The organism is Actinosynnema sp. NPDC049800, from assembly GCF_040656635.1.
Taxonomy (GTDB): domain Bacteria; phylum Actinomycetota; class Actinomycetes; order Mycobacteriales; family Pseudonocardiaceae; genus Actinosynnema.
In genome coordinates, this window is sequence record NZ_JBFAMT010000065.1 from 14,944 (window position 1) to 28,390 (window position 13,447).

Here is a 13,447-nt window from a genome sequence, read left to right on the forward strand (position 1 = left end):
CGGCGAATCGCGTCTCGATGACGTCGATCGGGCGCGGCCCGTTCGGCTGATCCACCGCGTCGGAGTTGCGCAACCTCAACGCCTGCCGGGAAGCGGAGTCCACAGAGGACGGTTGGTCTGGAGACGTGCTCGCGCAGCCGCTGCCGGACGTCGCCGGCTTCGGCGGTGCGGTTCTGGGCCCGGTACAGGTCCAGGACCTGCCGCCACTCGGGAAACTGCCAGTCGATCGGATGCGCAATTCCGGGCGCCAAGGGGCGACGACCGGCACTCGTGCGAGGAACGCTCGGTTTCGGCGGCGACACCGCGTCCGATCGGCACCCCGGCCGCCTCCGCGCGGAATTGTCGGTGTCGCTCGATAGCGTGCCCACAGATCACGCGAAGAAGGAGCGAACGCATGTCTGCCACGACGTACCTGGAGCTGTCCGAGGCCGACGGTGGCGCGCACAAGTTCTACGAAGTGCGGGTCGAGGACACCGAGGTCACCATCACCTACGGGCGGATCGGGGAGCAGGGGCAGGTCAGGAGCGCGACCTTCGCCGACCACACCAAGGCGCTCAAGGCCGCCGAGAAGAAGATCGGCGAGAAGGTGCGCAAGGGCTACGCGCCGGCCGTCAAGGGCGTGCGCCAACGCCGGTCGGTGAGCAGGCGGCAGATCGTCAGCACCCGCTCCACCGCGACCCAGGCGCCGGTGCTGTGGCGGTTCGCCTCCGGCGCGCCGGCGTTCGGGATCTTCATCGGCGAGGACCACGCCTGGGTCGGCAACGAGAACGGCGACGTCTACACCCTCACCCACGACGGCCGGGTCACCGGGCGGTTCGGGCTGCCCGACGCGGTGAAGTGCATCGTGGCCGACGACTTCTGGATCTACGCGGGGTGCGACGACGGCCAGGTGTACGACCTCGGCGCGAAGGTGCCCCGGGTGGCCTACGAGATCGCCGACGACGTGGACATCTACTGGCTCGACATCCACGACGGCGTGCTGGGCGTGTCCGACCGCCAGGGCCGGGTGACCGTGGTGGACCACGAGGACGAGTTCCAGTGGTCGGTGCCGGCCACCGGTGACAGCGCCTGGATGGTCCGCTGCTCGCCGGAGGGCGTCTTCCACGGCCACTCCCGCGGCGTCACCCACTACACCGGCCGCGGGCACCGGGCGTGGCACGCCGACACCGTCGGCCAGGTGCTGTTCGGCTGGCAGGAGCGCGACGCCGTGTTCGCGGGCACCAGCCGCGGCCGGGTGCACCGGTTCGCCAAGTCGGACGGGCGGATGACCGGCGACTACCGCTGCGACGCGGCCGTGTTCTCCTGCGCCACGTCGCCCGACGGCGAGTTCGTGTTCGCGGGCGACAACCAGTCCTCGGTGTACTGCTTCGCCGCCGACGGGACCCGGTTGTGGAAGCTCGCGACGGGGTGCGGTTCGGCGTTCTCCATGCAGTACCGCGACGAGCGGCTCTACCTGGTGACCACGGACGGTTCGCTCGCGTGCCTCGACGCGAGCCCGGCCGCCGTGCGCGCGGCCGAGCAGGGGCAGCTGCCGCAGCGCCAGGACATCAAGGCGGGCGCCATCGACCGGGTCGAGGCGACCGCGGAGGTCGAGGTCGTGTCGCAGGTCGCGCCGGGCGACGGCGTCGTGGTCGAGTGCGTGCAGGTCGGGGGCCGGGTCAGGGTGCACGTCGTCTCGGAGGGCTACGACCGGACGTGGGGCGTGCAGTTCCCCAAGAACATCCGCGTGCCCGGCGCCCGGTACCTGGTCACCGAAGTGCTCACCTCGGCCAGCGGCTCGTTCTACCGCACCCGCGGCGAGATCAAGCGCCTGCGCTGAGCACCGGCACCGGCACCGGGCCGGCGGCGACCTGTCAACGGGGTCGCCGCCGGCCCACGCCGTTCCCGGGTGTCGCCCGACCGACCCGGCACGCGGCCCACCGCACACGGCCCACCTCGCCACACACCGCCCGACAACGGCCACCCCGCCACACACCGACCGCCTCGCCCGACACCAGCCACCGCGCCCGACACCGCCCAGCCCTCCGGACACCGCAACCTCGCCCGACACCGACCGCCCCACCCGACACCGGCCACACTGCCGCACACCACCCACCCCGCCGCACACCACCCGCCCCGCCCGGCACCGGCCCGCGAGCGCACACCACCCGTCCCGTCCCGTCCCGCCCCGCCCCGCCCCGCACCGGCCCGGCCCGGCACCGGCACCGGCACCGGCACCGGCACCGGCATGCGAGCCACCCCGCCCGCGTGGGTTTCGCCCCCAACCTGATCGCCGAGGTTGAACGTCGCGGGTTGCGCCGTGGAGCCTCCGCACCGCCCGCGCCGCGACCGGTCAGGAATCGAGAAGCGCCCGTGGTGGGGGCGGACCTAGCGTTCTTCCCATGGCAAACATCGAATCCGTCACCCTCGACGTGGCCGACACCACGGCCGCCCACCGCTTCTACGCCGACGCGTTCGGCCTGGACGGGCAGCTCCGCCTGCGGGCCTCCGAGGCGCCGACGACCGGCTTCCGCGGGTTCACGCTGGCGCTCACGGTGTCCCAACCGTCCACCGTCGACAGCCTCGTCGCGACCGCCCTGGACGCCGGCGCCACCACGCTCAAGCCCGCCTCGAAGTCGCTGTGGGGCTACGGCGGCGTCGTGCAGGCGCCGGACGGCGCGATCTGGAAGATCGCGACCTCGGCCAAGAAGGACACCGGCCCGGCGACCCGGGCGATCGACGAGATCGTGCTCCTGCTCGGCGTCGCGGACGTGGCCGCGAGCAAGCGGTTCTACGTCGGCCAGGGGCTTGCCGTCGGCAAGAGCTTCGGCCGCGTGTACGTCGAGTTCGCCGCCGGGTCGGGCCCGGTCAAGCTGGCGCTGTACCGGCGTCGCGCGCTGGCCAAGGACGTCGGTGTCGCGCCCGACGGCACCGGGTCGCACCGGCTCACGATCGGCGGCGACGCCGGCGACTTCACCGACCCGGACGGGTTCGCGTGGGAGGCGTCGTCCCGGCTGTCGACGAACGCATGACGGCCGCACCGCCGCGCGGCCTCGACGAGAGGCTGCGGGACACCCGGGCCAGGCTCGCGGCCGACGTCGACCTCTGGGTCGCGACGTCGGGCGGGCCGGCCGGCGTCCACCTCGTCCCGCTCTCCTACCTCTGGGACGGCGCCGCCTTCCTGATCTCGACGCCGCGCTCCTCCGCCACCGGCCGCAACCTCCTGGCGGACGGCCGGGTGCGGCTCTGCCTCGGGCCGACGCGGGACGTCGTCGTGGTCGACGGGACCGCCGAGCCGGTGGACGTCGCCGACCTCGGCCCCGAGGCGGGCGACGCGTTCGCGGCCAGGACCGGCTTCGACCCGCGCGACCTGGACGAGCCCTACCAGTACTTCCTGGTCCGGCCGCGACGGATCCAGGCCTGGCGCGAGGCCGACGAGCTCCGCGGGCGCACCCTCATGCGCGACGGCCGGTGGCTCGGCTGACCCCGGCGACGTCACGCCTGCGGACGAGCGCACCCCCTGCGCTTGCCATAGTCAGATGATCGGTATATACCGATAGCGTGAAAGACGGTCCGTTGAGGGAACCGACGTTCCTGATCCTCACGGCGTTGGCCGCGCGGGCGCAGCACGGCTACGGCATCCTGCTCGACGTCGAGGAGATCTCGGGCGGCCGGGTCAAGCTGCGCGCGGGCACCCTCTACACGGCGCTGGACCGGTTGTCCGCGGACGGTTGGGTGGCCGTCGACCGGGAGCAGGTCGTCGACGGCAGGCTCCGCCGCTACTACCGGCTGACCGACGAGGGGGCGGCCAGGTTGGAGACCGAAGTGCGGAGGTTGCGGGCACAGACCCGCGCCGCGGAGCGACGTCTGCGGCTGCGGCCGGCGGGGGGCACGGCATGAGCGAGTTGGAACGGCACTACCGGCGGCTGTTGGCGCGCTACCCGCGCGATCACCGCGAACGCCACGGCGAGGAGATGCTGGCGGTGCTGATGGCGGGCGCCGGCGACCGGGCGCGGCCGACCCGGCGTGAGCGCGTCGACCTGCTGTGGGCCGCGGTGCGGCTGCACCTGCGGCGGGTGGTGGCGGCCGACGGCGGCGTCGACGCCCGGGACGTGCTGGCGATCGTCAGCCTGCTCGGGCCGGTGGCGCTGCTGGCCGGCGCGACGACCGGCCTGCACGAGCTCGCGTGGTTCGTGAAGGCGGGCGCGCTGGTGGACATGCCGTGGTCCACGCAGTTCCCGGACGCGCCGGCGTGGCTCCTCTGGGGCGTGGTGGCCGTGCTCGTCCTGCTCGGGCGGTCGCGTGCCGCCGCGGTGGTCGCCTGGCCGGCCGTGGCCTGGTTCGTGCTGGTCGCGACGTTCCTCCCGCACCAGCACTGGTGGACCGGGATGGACGCGGGGTGGATCCTGGTGGGTCTGCTGACCGCGGTCGCGCTGACGTGGTCGCCGGGACCGGCGCGTGGTCGGGAGCTGGTCGGGCGTCGGGCGGTCCTCGTGCTGGCCGCGACGGTCGGCGTGACCGTGGCGCTGGGTGTCCTGGGGCACCGCGTGGCGGTGGTCGAGTTCCTCCGGCTCGTCGTGGTGATCGGCGGCACGGCGGTGGCGTGCGGCCACCGGTCGCGGGTCGGCCGGCGGGCCGCGTTGATCCTGCTGCTGCCGACCGTGACGACGGCGCTGGGCTTCGCCCAGCTGCTCATCTCGCTGCGCATGCCGACCTCGTTGGAGGTGGCGGTCTTCTACGGGCTGCCGGTGCTGGCGCTGCTGGCGTTGGGCGGCCTGCCACGCCGCGTCCGCAGGCGTCCCGACCGCCCGGTCACCTGACCGGGCGCTCCCAAACGAGGTTGGGCCGGATTTCCCTCCGTAGGGTGGTCTTCCGCCGGCCGGAATCACGGGGTGACACCGAGGTGCGCAGTCGGATCACCACGCGTCACGAAATCAACTCCTCGCGCGGCCGAGCACTCATCGGGTGACAGGACGTACCCCGACGAAGGACAGCGCCCTGACGGGGCGTGACCTGCGACGCTCCGTGGACCACGAGCTCAGGACGACGTCACCACCACCGGTGACGCGGGTGTCCCGCCCCGCACGCGGGACGGGCCGATCTCCGGCCGGCTCGTCGACCGCCACGACGGTCCCGGACCGCCCCGGGCGCGATTGCCGCCCCCGAAACCTGCGCATACGCTCGGCGCACAGCACGGTCCGTGATGCCGTCGGCGAGGACGAACGCCCGGACGGGGCGACACCGGATGGCAGGTCGAGGACCCGATGACGGGTCGGGGTCCGCCGCGTCGCACCGTGACTTCCGCGCAGGAGCGAGCATGCCCGAGGTCCCACTCCAGTCCACCCCCTCTCCCCTGGCCGGCGACCACCACCGCGACGGTGACGTGACCGAACGCCCGGCGTTCCGCGACGGCGCCCGGGTGGTCGCGCTCGCCGTCTCCGGTGCGCCGTGAGCGCCGAGCACGTGCCGGTCGCCGTGGTCGGCGCCGGGATCGGTGGGCTGGTCACCGCGTTGGCGTTGCGCCGCGCGGGCCTGCGGGTCGCGGTGTTCGAGCAGGCCGACGCGCTGAGCGAGGAAGGGGCGGGGCTGGCCCTCGGCGCGAACGGCACCCGTCCCCTGCTGCGGCTCGGCTTGGGCTCGGAGCTGCGGCGGATGGCCTTCCAGCCGGGGCGCGTGGTGTTCCACCACTGGCGGACCGGCGCGGTGCGGCAGGCCCTGCCCCTCGGCCGCGACTACGAGGACCGCTTCGGCGCGCCCTTCTACACCTTCCACCGCGCGGACCTGCAACGGCTGCTGGCCGAGCGGTACCGCGACGAGGGCGGCGAGCTGCGCACCGGGCACCGCTGCCTGGGCGTCACCCCGCTGGCCGACCGGGTGGTGGTCGAGTTCGACGGCGACCGGCGCGTCGAGGCCGGTGTGGTGGTGGGTGCGGACGGTGTGCACTCCACGGTGCGGAGGGACGTCGTCGGAGCCGATCGCGCCGTCTACTCGGGCAGGTCGGGCTACCGCGGGCTGGTCGCGGCCGAGCTGGTGGGCGACGCGGTCGACGACGCGCTGTCGTTCCACCTCGGACCCGCGCGGCACCTGGTCGCCTACCCGGTGCACGGCGGCGACACGGTGAACTTCCTCGCCGTGGTGCGCGATCCGCGGTGGACCCGGGAGTCGTGGGTGCGGCGCGGCCGGGTCGCCGACGTGCTGGCCGCGTTCGCCGGGTGGTCGCCCGCGGTGACCCGGATCGTCGGCGCGGCCGACGAGGTGTCGCACTGGGGCCTGTTCGACCGGGAGCCCGTCGACCGCTGGAGCCTGGAGCGGGTGACGCTGGTCGGCGACGCCGCGCACCCGATGCTCCCGCACCACGGCCAGGGCGGTAACCAGGCGGTCGAGGACGGGGTGGTGCTGGCGGCGTGCCTGCGCACGTGGCCGGACCGGCCCGCGCTGGCCCTGGACCGCTACGAACGGGCCCGGCGCACCCGGACCCGCCTGCTGCAACTGGGTTCGCGGCGCAACGGCGAGTGCTACCAGCTCCCCGACGGGCCCGCCGCCGACGAGCGGGACGCCAGGCTGCGCCGACTGCCCGAAGACCTGGCCTGGATCCACGGCTACGACGCGGAGGCCGCGCTGGCGACCTCGGAGGAATCCCACCATGGCGAACTCGTCTGAGCCCGGCGGCACGACCCCGACCGTCCACCCCCCGCCGCAGCGGGTCGGGCCGGAGCACGCCACCCCGGACGTCGCCCTCACGCCGCCGACGCCCAGACAGGGCGGCACCCGCCGGCCCGACCAGGTCGAGCAACTGGAGCAACCGGAGCAAGTGGAGCAGGCAGCACGGTCCGCCCAGGACGGCCAGGCCGGCCAAGCCGCGCAGGCCGTCCAGATCGAGCAGTCCGCCCAGGCCGACCAGGTCGAGCAGTCCGCCCAGGCCGACCAGGTCGAGCGGTCCGGTCAGGCGGCGGGGTCCGCCCAGACCGAGAGATCCGCCCACACCGCGCCGCCCGCCCACACCGCGCGGCCTGACCAGGCCACCCGGTCCGGTCAGGCGGCGTCGTCCATCCAGCCCCAGCGGTCCGGGTGGGCCGACGAACGGCGGGTGCGCGCGCAGCGGGCGGGCACCCCGGCGTTGGTGCTCCCGCAGCAGTGCGACCGGCTCACCGCGGAACTCGGCCAGGTCGCCACCGGGCAGGCGCTGCTGCTGCACGGCGGACCCGGCGCAGCGGCCTCCGACGACGTGTCCGGGTACCGGTTCACGCGCGAGCTGGCGCTCGTCCTCGGCCACGCCGCGTGCCTGCCGGTGATCACCGTCGGCCGGGTGGTGGCCGACGGCCCGGACACCCGCCGCCGGTACCGGAACTCGGCCCGGTACCTGGACGAACTGCGCGCGCTGGTGTCCGACCCGGCCACCGCCGACGCGGTGCGGGAGTCGCTCGACCGACGCCTGGCCACCACACCGGCCGCGGCACGCCACGCCGACGTCGTCGCCCTCGTCCGGTCGCGGCTGGCGGGCCCGCACCCCGGCCCGCCGGACCTCTTCGTCAGCCACGAGGCGGTTCCCCTGGACTACGAGCTCGCGCTCGCCCGCACCGATCCGCGCACCGGACGCCGGTTCGGCACCTCCGGGCACCTGCTGTGGGCGGGCGACCGCAGCCGCACGCGCGTCGACTTCCTGGCCGGGATCGACAACCCGGTGGCGGTGGCGCTCGGCCCGACCGCCACCGCCCGGGACGCGGCCGGGCTCGCCCGCGCGCTCAACCCCGATCGCGTGCCCGGACGGCTGACGTTCATCACCCGTCTGGGCGCGGGGCAGGTGCGCGACGTGTTGCCACGCCTGCTCGACGCCGTCACCGACACCGGCGTCCCGGTGGGCTGGGTGTGCGATCCCCTGCACGGCAACGCGTCCCCCGCCGGCGACCTCGACGACGTGGTGGCCGAGGTGCAGGGCTTCCACGACGCGCACCGGGCCGCCGGCACCCACGCCGGTGGCCTGCACGTGGAGCTGGTCGACGACGTCTCGACCGACGACCAGCGCCTCGACCGCGACCAGGCGCTCGAACTGGCGCTGTGGACCGCCGAACGGTGCGCGCGGTGACCGACGCGGCGCCCGGCGGCACGCGTCACAGGTAGCCGAACAGCGGCGGGAAGAGCAGGACCACGACCCACGCCCACACCGCGTACACCGGCAGGTAGGTGGTCTGCCACCGTTCGAGCGCGGTGAACGGCGCGCGGCGGCGGATCAGGGCCAGCAGCAGCCACGCCGTCCACGCCAGGTTGGCCAGGAGGATGACGTTCTCGCCCAGCGCCGCCGCCTTGTTGGGCGTGGTGCCGTACTCCGTGATGCGGCCGGTGATCTCCAGCAGCACCAGCACGTCGATGACCAGCGCGCTGACCACGAGGGCGAGTTGCAGCTTGTCGAACACACCGGGCGGGGCCAGCGGATCGCGCGCGGAGAACGAGTAGAGCAGCAGGCCGAGCACCACGACCAGCAGGAGGTCGAACAGGATCAACGCCTCCCGCTCGACGTCGATGCCGGAACTGGTGACGCCGAGCGTGACCAAGAACGCCAGCAGCACCGCGGTGAACAGCGGGGTGAACAGCCGCGTCAGCACCGGGGCGATGTTCTCCACCACGCTCTGCTTGGCCTCGACCAGCCACCCGGCCACGACCACCGCCGCCGCGGCGCCGCACGGGAGCACCCACTGCCCGATGACGGTCTCCGGCGAGATCCCGATCGCCTCGAAGGTGCCGAACACGAACCCGATCAGCACACCGCCGCCGAGCGCGATGAGGACGTAGTAGATGAACCACTCGCCGGTGAAGCGGACGAAGTCCATCCGTCGCCGTGAGGACCGCACGTCGTCGGACACGTACGCCAGCCCGACCGCGAACCACAGCGCGATCGGCAGGTGGATGCTGGTCAGCACCACCGACTGGGAGTCCTCCGCGAGCGGGTAGGCGTTGGCGGCCACCGCGCCCAGCGCGAACAACGCGACCAGCGCGCCGATCACCCCGGCCGTCGCACGACGCCGCCAGGCCAGGAAGCCCGCCAGCCACGGCAACGCGAACAGGGCGACGTTCGGCGCGTAGAACGCGGCGTCGTCCTCCAGGCTCAGGCCGAACAGCTCCGGCGCCTTGACCGACACCGCCGCGCCCGCCGCGCAGCCCACCATCACCAGCAGGTCGCGCCGCGACCGGCCGCCCGGCGCCGGTCCGTCGGGCCCGCCGGTCAGCACCAGCTGCTTCCACAGCCGCTCCGAGTGCTCCCGGGCGAACTCGCGGGACAGCTCGTCCAGGCTGCCCATGCGCTTGACCGCGACCAGGAACGCCTCGTCGGCGTGCAGGCCGGCGGCCAGGAGGTCGTCGACCGAGCCCCGCAGGTGGTCTTCGAGCTCGTCGACGTCGGTCTGCCGCAGCTCCCGGCGCCGTTGCAGGTAGTGCCGCCACTGGGCGAACTGCGCGTCCAGGTCGCCCTGATCGTCGGTCATGCGAAGCCTCCCCGCGGCAACGTGGTCAACGGCCGCGACTCGTCCGAACGGGGCCAGATCTCCTTGAGCGCGCCGACGACCGCGTCCCACTGCCGACGCTGCTCGGCGAGTTCGGCCAGGCCGCTGCGGGTGATCCGGTAGTACTTGCGCCGCCGCTCGCCGGCGACCGACCGCCACGTCGACTCCACGTGCCCCAGGCGCTCCAGCCGGTGCAGCAACGGGTAGAGCAGCCCTTCGGTCCAGTCCAGCTTCCCGTCGGACAGCTCGTTGATCCGCCTGAGGATCGCGTACCCGTAGCTGTCCTCCTCGGCCAGGATGCCCAGCACCATCGGTGTCGCCGAGGCGGCGACGAGGTCCTTGGTGACCTTCAACCAGCCCTCCCCGAAGCCATACCCTAGATGTGCAAGGCATAGTACTTCTAGGTATCGCGTCGTAGCAAGCAGCGCGCAATGGACCATTCGGGACGCCGGCGGCGGAACTCCGATGGTCGGCGCTCTCATCACGTTGACCGAACACCCGTTAGTGGGATTCTGGTGGCGTGCAGGGCAACTCCAGATCCCAGCCGGCCGACGGCTTCCGGTTGTTGCTGGTGGAGGACGACCGCGAGCTCGTGGAGTTGCTCGCCGCCGCGTTGCGCGACGAGGGGTACACCGTGGACGTCGCCCTGGACGGGCAGCGCGGGTTGCACCTCGGCCTCACCCGCCCCTACGACGTGGTGGTCATCGACCGCGGCCTGCCCGCCCTCGACGGGCTCGACCTCCTGGTGCGGTTGAGGGCGAGGTCGGTGCGGACGCGGGCGTTGATCCTCACCGCGATGGGCACCGTCCACGACCGGATCGACGGCCTGGACGCGGGCGCGGACGACTACCTGGTGAAGCCGTTCGACCTGGACGAGTTGAGCGCGCGGCTGCGGGCGCTGTGCCGGCGCGCGCTGGAACTGGCCGACGTGCTGCGGATCGGCGCCGGGCACCTCGACGTCGGGCAGCGGGAGGCGGTGCTGCCCGACGGCGGGCGGGTGCCGCTCACCACCCGGGAGTTCACCCTGCTGCGCGTGCTGGCGACCCATCCGGACACCGTGCACACGCGGTCGTCGTTGCGGCGCGTGGTGTTCCCGGACGCTTCGGCAACATCCATTGTGGACACCTACGTGTACTACCTGCGGACCAAGATCGACCGTTCGGTGGTGCACACGGTGCAAGGACTCGGATATCGCTTGGGGGCGTTGTGAGCCGTTCGTGGGCCGAGGCGGAACGCGCGGTGATCCGGCGGGCTCGTCTGCGGATCAGCGTGCTGGTCGCGCTGGCGATCACCGTGCTGGTGGCGTTCGTCGGCGGTATCGCCTACGCCGTGATGGTGCACGCGCAGGACGCGCAGGTCACGCGCGAGCTGCGGTACAACGCCCAGTTCGGCGCGCCGTCGACGCCGCCGGGGTGCACCTGGCTGTTCATCCTCGACGACGGCGTGCTCGACGACGGCCTGCTGAAGGTGCCGCCGGGCTTCCCGCTGCGCGAGGACCTCGACGCGGTCGCGGCGTCCGGCGGGACCATCGAGCGCGAACTGGAGCTCAACGGCACCGAGTACCTGACGCTGACCCAGCGCGGCGCCGACGGCAGCACGGTGCAGGCGGTCTTCGACACGCGCTACCAGCTCGCCGACCGGCGGCACCTGCTGGTGGCGTTGGCGATCGCGGAGCTCGGCGGCCTGGTCGCGGCGGCGGTGCTGGGGCTGTGCGTGGGCCGCGGCACGGTCGCGCCGCTGGCGGAGGCGCTGGCCAGGCAACGGCGGTTCGTCACGGACGCCAGCCACGAACTGCGCACGCCGATCGCGAGGGCGTACACGCGGGCGCAGCTGCTCGCCCGCTGGGCGAAGGCGGCCGACCTGCCCGACGACCACCGCGACGGCCTCGACAAGCTCGCCAGCTCGATCCGCGGGCTCGGCGACGTGGTGGACGACCTGCTGCTGTCGGCCAGGCTGAGCCGCCGGTCCGAGGGCCTCGGCGGCCGGGCGGTCGACCTGGCGGCGGTGGCGGAGTCCGCGGTGGAGACCGAGGGCGACCGGGCGGGCGAACGGCGGATCACGCTGACCGTCGAACGCCCCACCGGCCCGCTGCTCGTCATCGGTGTCGAGACCGCGTTGCGGCGCGCGGTGGACGAGCTGCTGGCGAACGCCGTCCGCCACACGCCGGAGGGCGGCCGGATCGACGTGCGGCTCGGGCTCCGGAGCGGGCAGGTCGAGCTGACCGTCGCCGACACGGGCGAGGGCTTCGACCCGGTCGAGGCGGACCGGCTGTTCGACCGGTTCCACCGCGGGCCGGACGGGCCGGAGCGGCGGTTCGGGCTGGGGCTGGCGCTGCTGCGCGAGGTCGTCACCGGCCACGGCGGCACGGTGGAGGCCGTGGGCCACCCGGGCGAGGGCGCCCGGTTCACCCTCCGCTTACCCGCCGCCGGCACCACCTCCGGTGCCGGCGCCGTGCCGGGCAAGACGATCAGTACCGGCCCGCGGTGACCAGGTCGGCGGCGGCCCGCACGTCGGCGTCGAGCGGTCGGTCGGGGTCGACCGGGGCGATCGCGTCGCAGAGGGCGTCGAGCAGCGCGGCGCAGCGGGGTGCGGTCGGTCGGCGGCCGCCGACGTGCACCGCCTGCCGCAGGCCGAGCGCGAGCGAGCCGCACAGCAGCCGGAGCAGCTCGGCGAGGTCGTAGGAGCGCAGCGCGGCCTGGGTGCCGAACGGCACGACGTCCTGGTTGTGCAGGTTCGTCGGCAGGCTCTGGGTGCTCGCCGGCAGGGCGCCGCGGCGGATCTCCGCGATGAACGCGGTCGTGGCCAGCTGCACGCCCTGCAACCCGTGCTGGCGCCCCGGCCCGGCGGCCAGCATCGGCGGCAGGCCGGTGTTGCGGACCGGGTCGACCAGCAGGTCCAGCTGCCGTTCGGCGAGGTTGCCCAACGACGCGGTGACCATGGCGAGGACGTCGGCGGCGAACGCGGCCGGCTGGCCGAAGAAGTTGCCCCCGTGCGCGACGAGGTCGTCACCGGGGAAGAACAGCGGGTTGTCGCTGACACCGCCCAGGTCGGCCGCCACCACGCCGTCGACGTAGCGCAACGCGTCCTCGGCCGCGCCGAGCAGCTGCGGCGAGCACCGGATGCTGTAAGGCTCCTGGAGGGCCCGCTTGCCGCTCGGGATCGTGCCGACGAGCGCGGCCCGCATGCGGTCGGCGACGGTGACCGCGCCGGGGTGCCCGTAAGCGGAGATCAGGCGTGGGTCGAGGAAACCGGGGTCAGCGCCGAGGACGTCCACGAGCAGGCACGTCAAATCCTGGATCGCGCGGTGCGAGGCGCGCACGCTGTCCAGCGCGAGCGCGGCGGCCGCGGTGGTGACCGACGTGCCGTTGACGAGCGCCAGCGCGTCGCGCCCGTCGAGGGTGAGCGGGGTGAGCCCGGCCAGGCCCAGGGCCTCGCTCGCGGGCATCCGCTCGCCGTCGAAGTAGGCGTGACCGCGGCCGCGCAACGCCTGCGTCGCGTAGGCGAGCGGGATGAGGTCGCCGCTCGCGCCGACCGAGCCGTAACGCGGGATCGCCGGCACGAACGTGGTCGCGAACATCGCCGCGAGCCCGTCCACGACGTGCGCGGAGACCCCGGAGACGCCCTGCGAGAGCGACCACGCCCGCACCAGCAGCGCCGCGCGGGCGATGTCGGCCGGCAGGTCGGGCCCCTGGCCCGCGCCGAGGTGTGCCAGGGTGTTGTCGCACTGGTCCGCTTCGTCCTCACGGCCCGCGAAGCCGATCAGGGCGCCGAACCCGGTCTTGGCGCCGTAGACGGGCCGTTCGTCGTCGGCGAGCACGGTGCGCAGGTACTCGCGGCCCCGGTCGACCCGCTCCCGGACGGCGGGGCTGACGAGCACGGGCAACGGCGCTGCCGCACGATGGAGGTGGTCGCTCGTCAGCGGTGCGGCGAGGTCCACGGGTGCGTCGGTCACGGTCGTGGTCACCGCACCGACG

13 protein-coding genes are annotated in these 13,447 nt (G+C 73.8%); 10 read left to right on the top strand and 3 right to left on the bottom strand.

Annotated features, from left to right (window positions below):
• The first annotated feature begins 394 nt into the window (after positions 1-394).
• The 8 genes from AB0I91_RS39130 (at position 395) to AB0I91_RS39165 (ending at position 8,062) form a co-directional block, all read left to right on the top strand.
• Complete coding sequence (locus AB0I91_RS39130; RefSeq protein WP_498779675.1) at positions 395-1,819, top strand: WGR domain-containing protein; 1,425 nt, start codon at positions 395-397, stop codon at positions 1,817-1,819.
• A 562-nt stretch (positions 1,820-2,381) separates the two neighbouring features.
• The gene (locus AB0I91_RS39135) at positions 2,382-3,011 is read left to right on the top strand and encodes a glyoxalase (RefSeq protein ID WP_498779677.1); all 630 of its coding nucleotides are present in this window, start codon (positions 2,382-2,384) and stop codon (positions 3,009-3,011) included.
• Complete coding sequence (locus AB0I91_RS39140) at positions 3,008-3,463, top strand: pyridoxamine 5'-phosphate oxidase family protein (RefSeq protein ID WP_498779679.1); 456 nt, start codon at positions 3,008-3,010, stop codon at positions 3,461-3,463. Before AB0I91_RS39135 ends, AB0I91_RS39140 begins: the two co-directional genes overlap by 4 nt.
• 92 nt (positions 3,464-3,555) lie before the next feature.
• Entirely contained in the window at positions 3,556-3,879 is a 324-nt protein-coding gene (locus tag AB0I91_RS39145) for a PadR family transcriptional regulator (protein ID WP_499641381.1), read from the top strand.
• On the top strand, positions 3,876-4,799 hold the full coding sequence (locus AB0I91_RS39150; protein ID WP_499618120.1) for a hypothetical protein: 924 nt from the start codon (positions 3,876-3,878) through the stop codon (positions 4,797-4,799). The genes AB0I91_RS39145 and AB0I91_RS39150 overlap by 4 nt, the downstream gene beginning before the upstream one ends.
• A 497-nt stretch (positions 4,800-5,296) precedes the next feature.
• Complete coding sequence (locus AB0I91_RS39155; protein WP_499641383.1) at positions 5,297-5,431, top strand: hypothetical protein; 135 nt, start codon at positions 5,297-5,299, stop codon at positions 5,429-5,431.
• Positions 5,428-6,639 (top strand): FAD-dependent monooxygenase, encoded by a 1,212-nt coding sequence (locus AB0I91_RS39160; RefSeq protein WP_499641385.1) that lies wholly within the window; start codon positions 5,428-5,430, stop codon positions 6,637-6,639. The genes AB0I91_RS39155 and AB0I91_RS39160 overlap by 4 nt, the downstream gene beginning before the upstream one ends.
• Positions 6,623-8,062 (top strand): 3-deoxy-7-phosphoheptulonate synthase, encoded by a 1,440-nt coding sequence (locus AB0I91_RS39165; RefSeq protein ID WP_499641387.1) that lies wholly within the window; start codon positions 6,623-6,625, stop codon positions 8,060-8,062. The genes AB0I91_RS39160 and AB0I91_RS39165 overlap by 17 nt, the downstream gene beginning before the upstream one ends.
• Positions 8,063-8,087: 25 nt before the next feature.
• Here the strand turns inward: AB0I91_RS39165 and AB0I91_RS39170 are convergent, their stop codons facing one another.
• Both AB0I91_RS39170 and AB0I91_RS39175 read right to left on the bottom strand, forming a co-directional pair.
• Positions 8,088-9,455 carry a permease prefix domain 1-containing protein gene (locus AB0I91_RS39170; protein WP_499641389.1) on the bottom strand — a complete coding sequence of 456 codons (1,368 nt, stop codon included), beginning with the start codon at positions 9,453-9,455 and terminating at the stop codon, positions 8,088-8,090.
• Entirely contained in the window at positions 9,452-9,826 is a 375-nt protein-coding gene (locus AB0I91_RS39175) for a PadR family transcriptional regulator (protein ID WP_498779692.1), read from the bottom strand. The genes AB0I91_RS39170 and AB0I91_RS39175 overlap by 4 nt, the downstream gene beginning before the upstream one ends.
• A 209-nt stretch (positions 9,827-10,035) precedes the next feature.
• Here AB0I91_RS39175 and AB0I91_RS39180 point away from each other — a divergent pair, with 209 nt between their 5' ends.
• Both AB0I91_RS39180 and AB0I91_RS39185 read left to right on the top strand, forming a co-directional pair.
• Positions 10,036-10,683, top strand: coding sequence for a response regulator transcription factor (locus tag AB0I91_RS39180; RefSeq protein ID WP_499641402.1), 648 nt, complete (start codon positions 10,036-10,038; stop codon positions 10,681-10,683).
• Positions 10,680-11,960, top strand: a complete 1,281-nt coding sequence (locus tag AB0I91_RS39185) for a sensor histidine kinase (RefSeq protein ID WP_498779694.1) — start codon at positions 10,680-10,682, stop codon at positions 11,958-11,960. The genes AB0I91_RS39180 and AB0I91_RS39185 overlap by 4 nt, the downstream gene beginning before the upstream one ends.
• Here AB0I91_RS39185 and AB0I91_RS39190 read toward each other — a convergent pair.
• Entirely contained in the window at positions 11,941-13,437 is a 1,497-nt protein-coding gene (locus tag AB0I91_RS39190; protein ID WP_498779695.1) for an aromatic amino acid ammonia-lyase, read from the bottom strand. The genes AB0I91_RS39185 and AB0I91_RS39190 overlap by 20 nt on opposite strands.
• Positions 13,438-13,447 lie beyond the last annotated feature (10 nt).